This window comes from Streptomyces sp. NPDC001920, assembly GCF_053594495.1.
The window spans coordinates 299,713-316,192 of sequence record NZ_JBSFEP010000011.1 but is presented as its reverse complement, the minus strand read 5'-3'; the positions used below and the strand labels follow the sequence as shown (position 1 = coordinate 316,192).

The following is a 16,480-nucleotide window of genomic DNA, read 5'->3' as shown; positions in this document are numbered from 1 at the left end:
ATGCCGACCTCTCGCTAATGATCCGTCGGCATCCGTGCACTCCCCCCGTGACACTGCTGTCCGGAGTCGACTGATCATCCATCGTCATCCCGCGTCGTGGACGCCCTGACCATTTCTGGGCGGTCCCGGCTACTCTGGCGGCGTGCGCCCGCTGTGGACGGCTCCACGAAGGGCGCAAAGCCGACAGCCGTCGCACTCCAGGGAGCCCTTTCATGGCCTCGTTGCCACCGACCCCTTCAGCCGACAGCCGGACCCGTGTGTCCGCCCTCCGCGAGGCGCTCGCCACCCGTGTGGTGGTGGCCGACGGAGCGATGGGCACCATGTTGCAGGCCCAGGAGCCCACCCTTGAGGACTTCGAGAACCTCGAGGGCTGCAACGAGATCCTCAACCTCACCCGGCCCGACATCGTCCGCTCCGTCCACGAGGCGTACTTCGAGTCGGGTGTGGACTGCGTCGAGACCAACACCTTCGGCGCCAACCACTCGGCCATGGCCGAGTACGACATCGCCGACCGGGTGTACGAGCTGTCCGAGGCGGGCGCCCGTATCGCCCGCGAGGCGGCCGACGCGTTCGGCGCCCGCGACGGCCGCCAGCGCTGGGTGCTGGGCTCCATCGGCCCGGGTACGAAGCTGCCGACCCTGGGCCACATCGGCTACGGCACGCTGCGCGACGGCTTCCAGGCGAACGCCGAGGGCCTGCTCGCCGGAGGCGCGGACGCCCTGATCGTGGAGACCACCCAGGACCTCCTGCAGACCAAGTCGTCGATCCTCGGTGCCCGGCGTGCGATGGAGGCGACCGGAACCGAGGTTCCGCTGCTGGTGTCGATGGCCTTCGAGACGACCGGCACCATGCTGCTGGGCTCCGAGATCGGCGCCGCGCTCACCGCGCTGGAGCCCCTCGGCATCGACATGATCGGCCTGAACTGCTCGACCGGCCCCGCCGAGATGAGCGAGCACCTGCGCTACCTCGCGCGGCACTCGCGCACCCCGCTGCTGTGCATGCCGAACGCCGGCCTGCCGATCCTCACCAAGGACGGCGCCCACTTCCCGCTCGACCCCGAGGGCCTGGCCGACGCCCAGGAGAACTTCGTACGGGACTACGGCCTGAACCTCATCGGCGGCTGCTGCGGCACGACCCCCGAGCACCTCAGGCAGCTCGTGGAGCGGCTGCGCGGAGCCACGCCCGTGGAGCGCCGGCCGCAGCCCGAGCCGGGCGCCGCCTCCCTCTACCAGACCGTCCCGTTCCGCCAGGACACCTCCTACCTGGCCATCGGCGAGCGCACCAACGCCAACGGCTCGAAGAAGTTCCGCGAGGCGATGCTGGCGGGCCGCTGGGACGACTGTGTGGAGATGGCCCGCGAGCAGATCCGCGAGGGCGCGCACATGCTCGACCTGTGCGTGGACTACGTCGGCCGCGACGGCGTCGCCGACATGGAGGAGCTCGCCGGTCGCTTCGCCACCGCCTCCACGCTGCCGATCGTGCTGGACTCCACCGAGGTCGACGTCATCCAGGCCGGCCTGGAGAAGCTCGGCGGCCGGGCGGTCATCAACTCCGTCAACTACGAGGACGGCGACGGCCCGGAGTCCCGCTTCGCCCGCGTCACCGCGCTCGCGCGGGAGCACGGCGCCGCCCTGATCGCGTTGACCATCGACGAGGAGGGCCAGGCCCGCACCCCGCAGAAGAAGGTCGAGATCGCCGAGCGGCTGATCGAGGACCTGACGACCAACTGGGGCATCCACGAGTCGGACATCCTCATCGACACCCTGACCTTCACCATCTGCACCGGTCAGGAGGAGTCCCGCAAGGACGGCATCGCCACCATCGAGGCGATCCGCGAACTCAAGCGCCGCCACCCGGACGTCCAGACCACCCTGGGCCTGTCGAACATCTCCTTCGGCCTCAACCCGGCCGCCCGCATCCTGCTCAACTCCGTCTTCCTCGACGAGTGCGTCAAGGCGGGCCTGGACTCGGCGATCGTCCACGCGTCGAAGATCCTGCCCATCGCCCGCTTCAGCGAGGAGGAGGTGACCACCGCCCTCGACCTCATCTACGACCGCCGCAGCGAGGGTTACGACCCGCTGCAGAAGCTGATGGCCCTGTTCGAGGGCGCCACCGCCAAGTCGCTGAAGGCGGGCAAGGCCGAGGAACTGGCCGCGCTGCCGCTTCAGGAGCGTCTCAAGCGTCGCATCATCGACGGCGAGCGCAACGGCCTGGAGGCCGACCTGGACGAGGCGCTCCAGGACACCCCCGCGCTCGACATCGTCAACAACACCCTCCTGGACGGCATGAAGGTCGTCGGCGAGCTGTTCGGCTCCGGCCAGATGCAGCTGCCGTTCGTGCTCCAGTCCGCCGAGGTGATGAAGGCCGCCGTGGCCTACCTCGAACCGCACATGGAGAAGTCCGACGCCGACGGCAAGGGCACCATCGTGCTGGCCACCGTGCGCGGCGACGTGCACGACATCGGCAAGAACCTCGTGGACATCATCCTGTCCAACAACGGCTACAACGTGGTCAATCTGGGCATCAAGCAGCCCGTCTCGGCGATCCTGGAGGCCGCCGAGGAGCACAAGGCCGACGTCATCGGCATGTCCGGGCTCCTGGTGAAGTCCACGGTGATCATGAAGGAGAACCTGGAGGAGCTCAACCAGCGCGGCCTGGCGGCGAACTTCCCGGTCATCCTCGGCGGCGCCGCCCTCACGCGCGCGTACGTCGAGCAGGATCTGCACGAGATCTACGAGGGCGAAGTCCGCTACGCCCGCGACGCCTTCGAGGGTCTGCGCCTGATGGACGCCCTGATCGGGGTCAAGCGGGGCGTGCCCGGCGCCAAGCTGCCCGAGCTCAAACAGCGCCGGGTGCGGGCCACTTCGGCTGCCGTGGTCGAGGAGCGGCCCGAGGAGGGCGGCGTCCGTTCCGACGTCGCCACCGACAACCCGGTCCCCGAGCCGCCGTTCTGGGGCACCCGCGTCATCAAGGGCATCCAGCTCAAGGAGTACGCGTCCTGGCTCGACGAGGGCGCCCTCTTCAAGGGCCAGTGGGGCCTGAAGGAGGCCCGCACCGGAGACGGCCCGTCGTACCAGGAACTCGTCGAGACCGAGGGCCGCCCGCGACTGCGCGGCCTGCTCGACCGGCTCCAGACGGAGAACCTGCTCGAAGCTGCCGTCGTCTACGGCTACTTCCCGTGTGTCTCCAAGGACGACGACCTGATCCTCCTGGACGAGCACGGCAACGAACGCACCCGCTTCACCTTCCCGCGCCAGCGCCGCGGGCGCCGCCTGTGCCTCGCCGACTTCTTCCGGCCGCAGGAGTCGGGCGAGACCGACGTCGTCGGCCTCCAGGTGGTCACCGTGGGCTCCCGGATCGGTGAGGAGACGGCCCGGCTGTTCGAGTCGAACTCCTACCGCGACTACCTGGAGCTGCACGGCCTGTCCGTGCAGCTGGCGGAGGCGCTCGCCGAGTACTGGCACGCGCGCGTGCGCTCGGAACTGGGCTTCGCCGGGGAGGACCCGTCCGAGATCGAGGACATGTTCGCCCTGAAGTACCGGGGGGCCCGCTTCTCCCTCGGCTACGGCGCCTGCCCGAACCTGGAGGACCGGTCCAAGATCGCCGACCTGCTCCAGCCGGAGCGCATCGGCGTCCACCTGTCGGAGGAGTTCCAGCTGCACCCGGAGCAGTCCACCGACGCGATCGTGATCCACCACCCCGAGGCGAAGTACTTCAACGCCCGCTGACGGACCTTCCCGGGCCGTATCGGCGCACGTCGCAGCGGCCCCTGGCGGTACAGAGGATGTGCCCCGGGCCACGCCGGATAAACGAGGCGCTTCGCCCGGGACGGACGTACACTGGTCGGTCCACCGCAGGCCGGTTCCTCTCTGGGGAACCGGCCTGATCGTCCCTTCAAGGAGGTATGTGGATGACCAGCACGGTCCCCGCGCCCGTAACCCGCACGGCCGAGGGCTCGGCCCTGCAAGCCGTGCTGCTCGACATGGACGGAACCCTGGTGGACACCGAGGGTTTCTGGTGGGACGTCGAGGTCGAGGTGTTCGCCGGCCTCGGGCACGCCCTGGACGACTCCTGGCGCCATGTCGTGGTCGGCGGCCCCATGACCCGCAGCGCGGGGTTCCTGATCGAGGCGACCGGCGCCGACATCTCCCTCGCCGAGCTGACGGTACTGCTCAACCAGGGCTTCGAGGACCGCATCGACCGCACCCTGCCGCTGATGCCGGGGGCCGCCCGGCTGCTGGCCGAGCTGGCCGCGTACGAGATCCCGACGGCCCTGGTCTCCGCCTCGCACCGGCGCATCATCGACCGTGTGCTCACCTCGCTCGGCCCGCAGCACTTCGCGCTCACCGTGGCCGGCGACGAGGTGCCGCGCACCAAGCCGCACCCGGACCCGTACCTGCTGGCCGCGGCCGGTCTCGGTGCGGAGCCGGCGCGCTGCGCCGTCGTCGAGGACACGGCGACCGGTGTGGCGGCGGCCGAGGCCGCGGGCTGTCATGTGGTGGCGGTGCCGTCGGTGGCGCCCATCACCCCGGCCGCCCGGCGCACCGTGGTGACCTCGCTGGAGGAGGTCGATCTTGCTTTTCTGCGCGGCCTGATGGCGGCATGACAAGCTCCGAGCAACGCCGCCACCACGGAAATGCGCCCGATGTTCACGCAGCGTGCAACATCGATAGCGCGGGAAATTCCGAAAGGAATTCGAACGACCGGCGTGGCTGAATTCCGGCGGTACCAAGAACGTTCAGTTTGTGACGTTCACCACTCGAATCGGGCTCGCCGGATCCTCCGAGACGGGCTTCCACCCCTCCCGGAGGGGCTTCCCGTGCTCCTTTGTGTCCCGATTGATGGACCGGTGCACTAATCCTTCCACTGTCAGTTTTTCGTTGAGTCCGCGACCGGTTCCGCTCCGTGAGGGGACCTCAACTCCGGTGGTTGTGAACCCTCCTGTGCGCGCGGACTAACCTCGTCGCGAGAACATCGCACTTACCCCGTGATCCGCTGCGCCACCCCTGCATGCCGGGTACACGGAGTCGACAGCTGGAGAAACCCGAGCATGAACCGCAAGACCTTGGTGCTGCCGGCCGTCATCGGCCTGCTCGCGCCGGTTCTCGCCGCCTGCGGCGGAACCGACGGCGGCGGCGACAGCGGCGACGCGATCGTCGTCGGCACCACGGACGCGTTCACTGTCTCGAAGGACGCTCCCGCGCCCCTCGACCCCGCCTACGCCTACGACGTCGGCACCTGGAACATCCTGCGCCAGACCGTGCAGACCCTGATGATCCAGCCGCGCGGCGAGGGCAACCCCGTGCCCGAGGCGGCCCAGAGCTGCGGCTTCACCGACAGCGGCAACGAACGTTACGCCTGCACCCTGCGCGAGGGCCTGAAGTTCGCGAACGGCGACCCCGTGACCGCGGCCGACGTGAAGTACTCCATCGACCGCGCCCGCTCCCTCAAGGCCGACAGCGGCGTCTTCGCCCTGCTGTCCACCATCGACACCGTCGAGACCAAGGGCGACCGCGAGGTCATCTTCCACCTCAGGACCGCCGACGCCACCTTCCCGTTCAAGCTGTCCACCCCGGTCGCGGGCATCGTCGACCCGGACACCTACGCCAAGGACAGGCTGCGCGACGGCTTCGAGGTCGACGGCTCCGGCCCGTACACCCTCAAGGCCGAGGTCGAGGACGACCGGCTCGTCTCCGCCGTGTTCACCAAGAACCCCGAGTACAAGGGGAGTCTGGAGGTGAACAACGACAAGGTGGAGCTGCGCAACTTCGCGGACGCCGACGCCATGGGCGCCGCCCTGGACAACGGCGACATCGACCTGATGACCCGCACCATGTCGCCCGAGCAGATCGACAAGCTCTCGTCCGACTCCGACGACAGCGTGGACCTCGTCGACATGTCCGGCCTGGAGATCCGCTACCTGGCCTTCAACACCAACGACCCGTCCGTGCGCACCAAGGCCGTCCGCCAGGCCATGGCCCAGGTCGTCAACCGCGGCGAACTCGTCTCCAAGGTCTACGGCTCCCAGGCCGAACCGCTGTACTCGCTGGTCCCCGCCAGCATCACGGGCCATTCCAACGCGTTCTTCAACAGGTACGGCGACCCGAGCGTCGCCAAGGCCAAGGCCATGCTGGAGAAGGCCGGAGTCACCACTCCCGTGAAGCTGACGCTGCACTACACCACCGACCACTACGGCCCCGCCACGAAGAAGGAGTTCGAGCTGCTGCGCAAGCAGCTCAACGACAGCGGCCTGTTCGACGTGAGCATCAAGGGCACCCCCTGGGCCACGTTCCGCCCCGCCGAGCAGAAGGGCGCGTACGAGGTCTACGGGATGGGCTGGTTCCCGGACTTCCCGGACGCCGACAACTACCTCGCGCCCTTCCTCGACAAGGACAACTTCCTCGGCTCGCCGTACACCAACAGCGCGATCCGCAACACCCTCATCCCGGAGTCCCGCCGCGCGGCCGACCGCCTGGCCGCGGCCGACAGCCTGACGGACATCCAGGACATCGTCGCGAACGACGTGCCCGTGCTGCCCCTGTGGCAGGGCAAGCAGTACGTCGCCGCGGGCGACGACGTCACGGGCACGGCGTACGTGCTCAACTCGTCCTCCTCTCTTCAGCTGTGGGAGCTCGGCCGTGGCGTGAGCGGCTGACGTCTCTCCGATCCCGGCACCCAGGCCCTGGGCGCCGGGACTGGCCCGGGCCCACGACCAGACCCGGGTTCCTCACAACCGACGACAAGGCACTCGTACGTGAACATGCGCAACCAGTGGCCAGTTCTGCCCGTCGTGGCAGGGCTGGCCTCCGGCCTGCTGACCGGCTGCGGAACGGAGACAGGCGATACCGGGGGCTCCGGCACCTCGGTGGTCATGGGGATGTCCGACGACGTCCTGGCCACCGACCCCGCCTCCGGCTACGACCCCGGCTCCTGGCTGTTGTTCAACAACGTCTTCCAGTCGCTGCTCAGCTTCCCCAAGGGAGCCACCGAGCCGCAGCCCGAGGCCGCCGAGCAGTGCGCCTTCTCCGACGCGAAGGCCACGGTCTACAAATGCACCCTCAAGGACGGCCTGAAGTTCAGCAACGGTGACGCACTCACCTCCGCGGACGTCAAGTTCTCCTTCGACCGCGTGCTGAAGATCAACGACCCCGACGGCCCCGCGGTCATGTTCCCCACCCTGGAGAAGGTGGAGACGCCGGACGACAAGACGGTCGTCTTCCGGCTCAACACCCCCGACGCCACCTTCCCCAGCAAGATCGCCTCCGGCGCCGGCTCCATCGTCGACGAGGACCAGTACGACGCGGAGGGCCTGCGCAAGGACGGAGCCGCGGTCGGCTCCGGCCCGTACAAGCTCGACAAGTTCGACGACGACGAGGCCGTCTTCTCCGTCAACGAGAACTACAAGGGCACCGCCGAGGTCCAGAACGACGGCGTGACGCTGAAGTTCTTCCACGGCGACCAGGGAGCCCTGAAGAAGGCGCTCCTCGACAACGAGGTCGACATCGCCTACCGAGGCCTCACCGCCGGCGACATCGCCGACATCGAGAGGGCCGGCAGTGACGCCGGCGTCGAGGTCGTCGAGGGCAGCAGCGCCGAGGTCCAGCACCTCGTCTTCAACATGGACGACCCGGTCGCCGGCCAGCTCGGCGTCCGCAAGGCGATCGCCCACCTCATCGACCGGGACGCCGTCATCCGGGACGTCTACCAGGGCACGGCGACCCCGCTGTACTCGATCATCCCGGCGGGCATCGGCGGTCACAACACGGCCTTCTTCGACACCTACGGCGCCCGGCCCTCCAAGGCCAAGGCCGCCGCGGCACTGCGGGACGAGGGCATCACCGACAAGGTCAAGCTGACCCTCTGGTCCACCCCGTCCCGCTACGGCCCCGCCACCGACCAGGCCCTGAAGACGATCGCTGAGCAGCTCAACGCCAGCGGCCTGTTCGACGCCGACGTGCAGTCCGTCGCGTTCGACCAGTACGAGAAGGACATAGCCGCCGGCAAGTACGGCGTGTACGTGAAGGGCTGGATCCCGGACTACCCGGACGCCGACAACTTCACGGCCCCCTTCTTCGGCAAGGGCAACGTGCTGAGCAACAACTACAGCAACAACTCGATCACCGGCACGCTCATCCCGACCACCGCCGCCGAGAGCGACCGCTCCGCCACGGACGACGAGTTCGGCGAGCTCCAGGACATCGTGGCCAAGGAACTGCCCGTCCTGCCCGTCTGGCAGGCCAAGCAGTACGCGGTCGTCCACGAGAACGTCTACGGCCTGGAGTACTGCCTCGACGCCTCCACCGTGTTCCGCTTCTGGGAGCTCGACAAGGACTGACGGACCGGCGAACCGGCCCCACACGCACACAGGGCGCCCCCTTCTCCTGAAGGGGGCGCCCTCTTCGTCTCGTCGTGGACACCGTCACCCGGCGCCGGCCAGGCGCAGCGGCCGCACGCTCCTACTGCGCGCCCGGGCGCACCAGCCCGCTCTCGTACGCGTACACCGCCGCCTGCACCCGGTCACGCAGCCCCAACTTGGTCAGCACATGCCCCACATGCGTCTTGACGGTGGTCTCGCTGACGAACAGGTCCGCTGCGATCTCCGCGTTGGACAGGCCCCGCGCCACCAGCTTCAGCACCTCCACCTCGCGGTCGGTCAGCGTGTGCAGGGTGTCCGGCACGGGCTCGTCGCCGGAGGGCAGATGGGTCGCGTACTTGTCGAGCAGCCGACGGGTGATGCTCGGCGCGAGCATCGCCTCGCCGGCGGCGACCACACGGATCGCCTGCACCAGCTCGTTGGCCGGGGCGTCCTTCAGCAGGAAGCCGCTGGCACCCGCCCTCAGCGCCTCCACCACGTACTCGTCGAGATCGAAGGTGGTCAGCACCAGCACCTTCGCCGGACCGTCCCGCCCGGGCCCGGTGATCTGCCGCGTCGCCTCGACACCGTCCATCCGGGGCATGCGGATGTCCATCAGAACCACATCGGGCTGCAGGGCCCGCACCTGGTCGAGGGCCTGGAGGCCGTCTCCGGCCTCGCCCACGACCGCGATGTCCTGCTCCGCCTCCAGGATCATCCGGAAGCCGGTACGCAGCAGCGGCTGGTCGTCGACCAATAGGACGCGGATGGCCACGTAAGTCTCCTTAGCTAGTCCGGCCCCATTCTGCCCTGCGAGCCGCCACCGGACTCGGCCGCCCTCACCGGCAGGGGATAGGGCGGGGGAGTGCCGCCGAATTCCGGGCAGTGCGCCTGGTGGTCGCACCAGCCGCACAGCTTGGTCGGCCTGGGCCGCCAGTCACCCGTCTCCGTCGCCAGCCGGATCGCCTCCCACAGCGCGAGCAGCTTGCGCTCGACCCGCTCCAGGTCCGCGAGCACGGGGTCGTACGTCAGCACGTCACCGCTGCCGAGGTAGACGAGCTGGAGGCGGCGCGGGATCACGTTCTTCAGCCGCCACACGACCAGCGCGTAGAACTTCATCTGGAACAGCGCGCCCTCGGCGTACTCAGGCCGCGGCGCCTTGCCCGTCTTGTAGTCGACGATCCGCACCTCGCCCGTCGACGCCACGTCGACCCGGTCGATGATGCCGCGCAGCCGCAGCCCGGAATCCAGCTCGGCCTCGACGAACAGCTCGCGCTCGGCGGGCTCCAGCCGGGTCGGGTCCTCCAGACCGAACCACCGCTCGACGAGCCGTTCCGCCTCACCCAGCCACGCCGCCAGCCGCTCGCCCTCGGGATCGTCCGCGAACAGCTCCAGCAGCTCCGGCCGGCTCTCCCGCAGCCGGTCCCACTGGCCGGGGATGAGCGACTTGGCACGCGGAGCGGTCCGCTCGGCCGCCGGGGCGTCGAAGAGCCGCTCCAGCACCGCGTGCACCAGAGTGCCCTTCGTCGCCGCCGCGCTCGGCTTCTCGGGCAGCCGGTCGATCACCCGGAACCGGTAGAGCAGCGGACACTGCATGAAATCACTGGCACGAGAGGGGGACAGCGACGCCGGCGGTATCACCCGGGGAGCGGCCACGTCGGCCGCCTTGCCCCCGCCCTCACCCGCCGTGACCGTCGCCACCGCGCCGTCCGCCCCCGCCGGGTACTCGTCCGCCGCCGGCGCGGCATCGCTGCCGCGGTCCGCCGCGGCCCCCTCCGTGCTCGTCTCCATGACCACAGACCATACGGCCCGCCACTGACAGTGACCCAACCGTGGCCGTTACGGCCGCGGCAGCTGGGGAAACAGAGGGGTGCCGGGGAGAAAGGCGTGGCGACGGCCGCATACCATCGACCCGAGACCCTTCCGCCCGGCAGGTGCGGAAGACGCTTCGAACGAGGGGACACCGTGGACGAGAGCGGCAGCGGGCAGCCGCGGTCCGGCGACGAGGAATCGGCCGAGCGCCACGCAACACCTGCGACCCCGGCCCCCGGCCCCACACGCTCCGGCTCGCCCCGACGGGTCACGGGCACCGACCAGGCCCCCACACCGCCGGCCGACGAACCCACCATGGTCGTACGGCGCCCGGACCTGCCCGGCGAGGACACCGCCGCGGACGCCCCCGCACGCCCCGAGGACGGCTCGGCCGAGGCGCGGCGTGCCGACACCGACGGCCCGGCGCACACCCCGGACGCCGCCGGCCGCCGTACGCCGGCCGGCACCTCGCCCGCCGACCACCCCGCATCCACTGCCGACGGTTCCCACCCGCAGACGCCGGACGCCGGCCGGCAGGACGCAGACGAACCCGCCGAAGCCCACTCACCGGCCACGCGCGCGGTCGCCCAGGACACCGGCCGCCCGGCCCACACCCCCGGCCCGGCCCCGTCCGAGGGCACCGCCGACCGTCCCGCCGCGCAGCAGCCGCAGAGCCCGGGCACGCCGGCCGACAGCCACGAGACCGCCCCCGTCGCCGACCCCCGGGCCGCCGCCACCGACCGCCGAGCCCCCACCGAGCCCGGGCCTGCCCCGACCGACCCAGAGCCCACCCCCACCGACCGCACCTTCGCGCACGGTGGCCCCCAGGGCCAGCCGCCCCGGCCCCCGGAGCCGCGTGGCGGTCTGCTGATGGGACGGCCCTTCGGCGTACCCGTCTACGTCGCGCCCAGCTGGTTCCTCGTGGCCGCCCTGATCACCTGGGTATTCGGCGGACAACTCGACCGCGTGCTGCCCGAACTCGGTGCCGCCCGCTACCTCGTCTCGCTGTTCTTCGCGGTCGCCTTCTACGCCTCCGTCCTGGTCCACGAGCTGGCCCACACGGTCGCCGCCCTCCGCTTCAAGCTGCCCGTGCGCCGCATCCAGCTGCAGTTCTTCGGCGGTGTCTCGGAGATCGAGAAGGAAGCCGAGACCCCCGGACGCGAGTTCGTCCTCGCCTTCGTCGGCCCGCTCCTCTCCCTCGTCCTGGCCGGCGTCTTCTACGGCGCCATGCAGGCCGTCGAACCCGGCACCGTCCCCGGCGTCCTGCTGGCCGGCCTGATGATCTCCAACCTGATCGTGGCCGTGTTCAACCTGCTCCCCGGCCTGCCCCTCGACGGCGGCCGCATGCTGCGCGCCGTCGTCTGGAAGGTCACCGGCAAACCGATGGCCGGCACCATCGCCGCCGCCTGGGTCGGCCGGGCCCTCGCCGTCTCCGTCCTCATCGGGCTGCCGTGGCTCACCCAGTCCGGCGCGCTCGGCGCCGACGCCGTGGACAACGTCGGCATGGACACCGTGATGGACGCCCTGCTCGCCGCCATCCTCGCCGCGATCATCTGGACCGGCGCCGGCAACAGCCTGCGCGTGGCCCGCCTGCGCGAACACCTCCCCGAGCTGCGCGCCCGCACCCTCACCCGCCGCGCCGTCCCCGTGGAGAGCGACACCCCCCTCTCCGAGGCCCTGCGCCGCGCCAACGCCGCCGGTGCCCGCGCCCTGGTCGTCGTCGACGCCGACGGCCACCCGCTCTCCCTCGTCCGCGAGGCCGCCATCGTCGGCGTACCGGAACACCGGCGCCCCTGGGTCGCCGTCAGCGGCCTCGCCCAGGAACTCACGGACGGCATGCGGGTCTCCGCGGAGCTCTCGGGCGAGGAACTCCTCGACGCCCTGCGGGCGACCCCGGCCACCGAGTACCTGGTGGTCGAGGAGACCGGCGAGATCTACGGCGTCCTGTCCGCGGCCGACGTGGAGCGGGCCTTCGTGAAGGCCATGGCCCGCCCCAGCTGACGAGCAGCGGGCACCCACACGTGGTCGGCGGCCCCCACAAACCCCGGTAGGCTGGTCACATGTCCGAACCGACCGGTGCCGCCCGCAGGCGCGGGCCCTTCAAGGTCGGGGACCAGGTTCAGCTGACCGACCCCAAGGGCCGCCACTACACGTTCACGCTCGAAGCCGGGAAGAACTTCCACACCCACAAGGGTTCCTTCCCGCACGACGAACTGATCGGCGCTCCCGAGGGCAGCGTTGTCCGCACCACCGGGAACGTCGCCTACCTCGCGCTGCGCCCCCTGCTCCCCGACTACGTCCTGTCCATGCCCCGCGGGGCAGCCGTCGTCTACCCGAAGGACGCGGGGCAGATCCTCGCCTTCGCCGACATCTTCCCCGGCGCACGCGTCGTCGAGGCCGGCGTCGGCTCCGGCTCGCTCAGCAGCTTCCTGCTGCGCGCCATCGGCGACCAGGGCATGCTGCACTCGTACGAGCGCCGCGAGGACTTCGCCGACATCGCCCGCCAGAACGTGGAGCGCTACTTCGGCGGCCCCCACCCCGCCTGGCAGCTCACCGTCGGCGACCTCCAGGACAACCTGAGCGACACCGACGTCGACCGCGTCATCCTCGACATGCTCGCCCCCTGGGAATGCCTGGAGGCCGTCTCCAAGGCGCTCGTCCCCGGCGGCATCGTCTGCTGCTACGTCGCCACCACCACCCAGCTCGCCCGGACCGTCGAGTCCATCCGCGAGATCGGCTGCTTCAACGAGCCGACCGCCTGGGAGACGATGATCCGCAACTGGCACATCGAGGGCCTCGCCGTCCGCCCGGACCACCGGATGATCGGCCATACCGGCTTCCTGCTCACCGCCCGCCGCCTCGCGGACGGCGTCGAGCCGCCCATGCGCCGCCGCCGCCCCGCCAAGGGTGCCTACGGCGAGGACTACGAGGGCCCCAACGCCGACGGTGGCGCCGGCCGCTGAGACGGTCTCGTCCCACGTTCAACGTACAAGCGCTGTGGTCGAGTTCCCCGGGACACCCGGGAACTCGACCACAGCGCCTTTCTGTTGACGCCGCAACAACAGCCGGCCCAACCACGCGCGCACCGGTACGACATGCCTACCGGTACGACCGCCGTACGCCCTGACCACGGATATTCGGCACCGCAACTCCACACCCCGCCGTTCCCCCGCACTGTGACGTGTGGCACGATGCTGGGCACCCCACCGGCACAGCCCTCACAGGAGACGCTCCTAGTGCAGCAACCCGCCGTCCCGGAACTGGCGCACACGCACGCCCGCCCGATCCACTGGCTCGCCACCGCCACAGCCCTCGCCGGAGTCGTGGCCCTCTCCTCCGTCCTGCAGCCCGATGCGGCGACAGCGGCCCAAGCGCCCGCCACCGACGCGAAGAACAACCCCGCGGCGGCGGCACCCCCCGACCCCGCACGCGTCGACTTCCGTCTCGAATGCGGCCCGGTGAAGGCGGTCGTGGTGAAGAAGGCGACCGGCGACCTCGACGGCGACGGCAACCCGGAGACGGTCGCGGTCGTGCACTGCGACGCGCCCATGGGCACCCCGCCCGACGGCGTGTACGTCCTCACCCAGGGCGCCGAGACGGCCACCCCACGCGTCGTCGCGACCCTCGTCAACCCGAAGGACAGCATCACCGTCAGTGACCTCACGGTCCGGGACGGAGCCGTCCTCGCCGGCCTGCTCAGCTACTCCTCGGACGACGTACCCCGCTGCTGCCCGGACGTGAAGGACAGCGCGAAATGGCAGTGGGAGAACGGCGCGTTCGTCCGGTCCACACCCGCCGGCGCCCAACGCGTGTGACCCATGCCACCGGCACATGTGAGAAATCAGACAGTAGTAACACCCCGTATAGGCAAGGTCACTCCGCGTCCGGACCGTACACCTCGACCTTGTCCGAAACACGACGTACGTGGATGCACTCGCCCGGACACTCCTTCGCCGAGTCCACCACATCCGTGAGAAGCGGCAACGGTACGGGCGTTGTCGCCCCCTTGGCCTGCAGCAGCTCGTCCGTCGAGCTCTTCACGTAGGCCAGACCGTCGATGTCCAGCTCGAACACCTCGGGCGCGTACTGGGCGCAGATGCCGTCACCAGTACAGAGATCCTGGTCGATCCAGACCTCCAGTGCCTCACCCTCGACCCCGGCCGTCTGCTCCACGCTCATCTCTCCTGCCGTTTCCTACGCCGAGCCGTACGGGAATTTGGCCAGCTCTGACGGGTGTTGAACGCTTCGACCCTACCTCCGCCTGGGTTCCAATCATGTGCGGTGGGTATTCCCCTGGCGTGAGGGAGAGCGCAAGGGTGAAGATCGGACACACCCCGACAGTCTTTGTGATCTAGGGGTTTCAATCGACACCCACCCAGGTAGGGTCTGGAAGCGTCCAGCTCCCCTTGGAGGAGGTGAGGACCGTGGCAGCCCACGACGACGACATGAACCGCGGCATCCGCCCGGGACGAGGGTCCGACGACCCGGCCGGGCAGATCGCCTACCTTGAGCAGGAGATCGCCGTCCTGCGACGCAAGCTCGCCGACTCTCCGCGACACACGAGGATTCTCGAAGAGCGGATCGTCGAGCTGCAGACGAACCTGGCCGGCGTGTCCGCCCAGAACGAGCGACTCGCCAACACGCTCCGTGAGGCCCGCGACCAGATCGTGGCCCTCAAGGAGGAGGTCGACCGGCTCGCACAGCCGCCGGCCGGCTTCGGTGTCTTCCTGCAGGCCAACGAGGACGGCACCGCCGACATCTTCACCGGAGGCCGCAAACTCCGCGTGAACGTCAGCCCGAGCGTCGAACTCGACGACCTCAGGCGCGGCCAGGAAGTCATGCTCAACGAAGCGCTCAACGTGGTCGAGGCCATGGAGTTCGAGAGCGTCGGCGACATCGTCACCCTCAAGGAGATCCTTGAGGACGGCGAACGCGCGCTGGTGCTCGGGCACACCGACGAGGAACGGGTGGTACGGCTCGCCGAGCCGCTGCTGGGCGTCACCATCCGTCCCGGAGACGCCCTGCTGCTCGAACCCCGCTCCGGCTACGTCTACGAGATCGTTCCCAAGAGCGAGGTCGAGGAACTCGTTCTCGAAGAAGTACCGGACATCGGCTACGAATCCATCGGCGGCCTCGGCAACCAGATCGAGATGATCCGCGACGCCGTCGAGCTCCCGTACCTCTACCCCGACCTGTTCAAGGAGCACGAACTGCGGCCGCCCAAGGGCGTCCTCCTGTACGGGCCCCCCGGATGCGGCAAGACACTCATCGCCAAGGCCGTCGCCAACTCGCTGGCCAAGAAGGTCGCCGAGGTCACCGGCCAGGCCCAGGGCAAGAGCTTCTTCCTCAACATCAAGGGCCCCGAGCTCCTCAACAAGTACGTCGGCGAGACCGAGCGGCAGATTCGCCTGGTCTTCCAGCGCGCACGCGAGAAGGCCAGCGAAGGCACACCCGTCATCGTCTTCTTCGACGAGATGGAATCCCTCTTCCGTACCCGGGGCTCCGGCGTCAGCTCGGACGTGGAGAACACCATCGTCCCCCAGCTGCTCGCCGAGATCGACGGCGTCGAAGGCCTGCAGAACGTGGTCGTCATCGGCGCCTCCAACCGCGAGGACATGATCGACCCGGCCATCCTGCGCCCCGGCCGCCTGGACGTGAAGATCAAGATCGAGCGTCCGGACGCCGAGGCCGCCAAGGACATCTTCGGCAAGTACCTCACCGAGCGCCTGCCCCTGCACTCCGAGGACCTCGGGGAGCACAGCGGCGACAGGGCGATGACGGTCCAGAGCATGATCCAGACCGCCGTCGAGCAGATGTACGCCGAATCCGAGGAGAACCGCTTCCTGGAAGTCACCTACGCCAACGGCGACAAGGAAGTCCTCTACTTTAAGGACTTCAACTCCGGCGCCATGATCGAGAACATCGTGGGCCGCGCCAAGAAGATGGCGATCAAGGACTTCCTGGAGCACAACCAGAAGGGTCTGCGCGTCTCCCACCTCCTCCAGGCCTGCGTGGACGAGTTCAAGGAGAACGAGGACCTGCCCAACACCACCAACCCGGACGACTGGGCCCGGATCTCCGGAAAGAAGGGCGAGCGGATCGTCTACATCCGCACCCTCATCACCGGAAAGCAGGGCGCGGACACCGGACGCTCCATCGACACGGTGGCCAACACCGGTCAGTACCTGTAAAAGACAGGGCGGCTGCGGGTGCCCTCGACGGGTACCCGCAGCCCACTGTTTTTCAGGCGAGGCAATGACGCAAATGATCTCCCCACCAGCGCAGAGGCGTTCTAGGCTCTTCCATACCGCCGAG

11 protein-coding genes are annotated in these 16,480 nt (G+C 69.4%); 8 read left to right on the top strand and 3 right to left on the bottom strand.

What is annotated here, in order from left to right; genetic code table 11:
• Positions 1-212: 212 nt before the first annotated feature.
• The 4 genes from metH (at position 213) to ACWCPI_RS21020 (ending at position 8,335) form a co-directional block, all read left to right on the top strand.
• Positions 213-3,728, top strand: a complete 3,516-nt coding sequence (gene metH, locus ACWCPI_RS21035) for a methionine synthase (protein WP_451039532.1) — start codon at positions 213-215, stop codon at positions 3,726-3,728.
• 182 nt (positions 3,729-3,910) lie between these two features.
• The gene (locus ACWCPI_RS21030) at positions 3,911-4,606 is read left to right on the top strand and encodes an HAD family hydrolase (protein ID WP_451039531.1); all 696 of its coding nucleotides are present in this window, start codon (positions 3,911-3,913) and stop codon (positions 4,604-4,606) included.
• Positions 4,607-5,050: 444 nt separating this feature from the next.
• Complete coding sequence (locus ACWCPI_RS21025; protein WP_451039530.1) at positions 5,051-6,655, top strand: ABC transporter substrate-binding protein; 1,605 nt, start codon at positions 5,051-5,053, stop codon at positions 6,653-6,655.
• Between the two features lie 99 nt (positions 6,656-6,754).
• Positions 6,755-8,335: an ABC transporter substrate-binding protein gene (locus tag ACWCPI_RS21020; RefSeq protein WP_451039529.1), complete on the top strand. Its 1,581-nt coding sequence runs from the start codon at positions 6,755-6,757 to the stop codon at positions 8,333-8,335.
• Positions 8,336-8,456: 121 nt separating this feature from the next.
• Here ACWCPI_RS21020 and ACWCPI_RS21015 read toward each other — a convergent pair whose 3' ends face one another.
• A complete protein-coding gene (locus ACWCPI_RS21015; protein ID WP_020141342.1) occupies positions 8,457-9,128 on the bottom strand; it encodes a response regulator in 672 nt (223 codons plus the stop codon).
• 14 nt (positions 9,129-9,142) lie between these two features.
• Positions 9,143-10,144, bottom strand: a complete 1,002-nt coding sequence (locus tag ACWCPI_RS21010; protein WP_451039528.1) for a RecB family exonuclease — start codon at positions 10,142-10,144, stop codon at positions 9,143-9,145.
• Positions 10,145-10,480: 336 nt separating this feature from the next.
• Here ACWCPI_RS21010 and ACWCPI_RS21005 point away from each other — a divergent pair, with 336 nt between their 5' ends.
• The 3 genes from ACWCPI_RS21005 to ACWCPI_RS20995 all read left to right on the top strand — a co-directional run bounded on the left by ACWCPI_RS21005 (position 10,481) and on the right by ACWCPI_RS20995 (position 13,980).
• The gene (locus ACWCPI_RS21005) at positions 10,481-12,166 is read left to right on the top strand and encodes a site-2 protease family protein (protein ID WP_451039557.1); all 1,686 of its coding nucleotides are present in this window, start codon (positions 10,481-10,483) and stop codon (positions 12,164-12,166) included.
• A 59-nt stretch (positions 12,167-12,225) separates the two neighbouring features.
• Positions 12,226-13,128 (top strand): tRNA (adenine-N1)-methyltransferase, encoded by a 903-nt coding sequence (locus ACWCPI_RS21000; protein ID WP_302001929.1) that lies wholly within the window; start codon positions 12,226-12,228, stop codon positions 13,126-13,128.
• A 273-nt stretch (positions 13,129-13,401) separates the two neighbouring features.
• Positions 13,402-13,980 (top strand): hypothetical protein, encoded by a 579-nt coding sequence (locus ACWCPI_RS20995; protein WP_451039527.1) that lies wholly within the window; start codon positions 13,402-13,404, stop codon positions 13,978-13,980.
• Positions 13,981-14,038: 58 nt separating this feature from the next.
• Here ACWCPI_RS20995 and ACWCPI_RS20990 read toward each other — a convergent pair whose 3' ends face one another.
• On the bottom strand, positions 14,039-14,344 hold the full coding sequence (locus ACWCPI_RS20990; RefSeq protein WP_451039526.1) for a ferredoxin: 306 nt from the start codon (positions 14,342-14,344) through the stop codon (positions 14,039-14,041).
• Between the two features lie 245 nt (positions 14,345-14,589).
• On the opposite strand from ACWCPI_RS20990, the gene arc reads away from it, so the two are divergent.
• On the top strand, positions 14,590-16,356 hold the full coding sequence (gene arc / locus ACWCPI_RS20985; RefSeq protein WP_451039525.1) for a proteasome ATPase: 1,767 nt from the start codon (positions 14,590-14,592) through the stop codon (positions 16,354-16,356).
• Positions 16,357-16,480 lie beyond the last annotated feature (124 nt).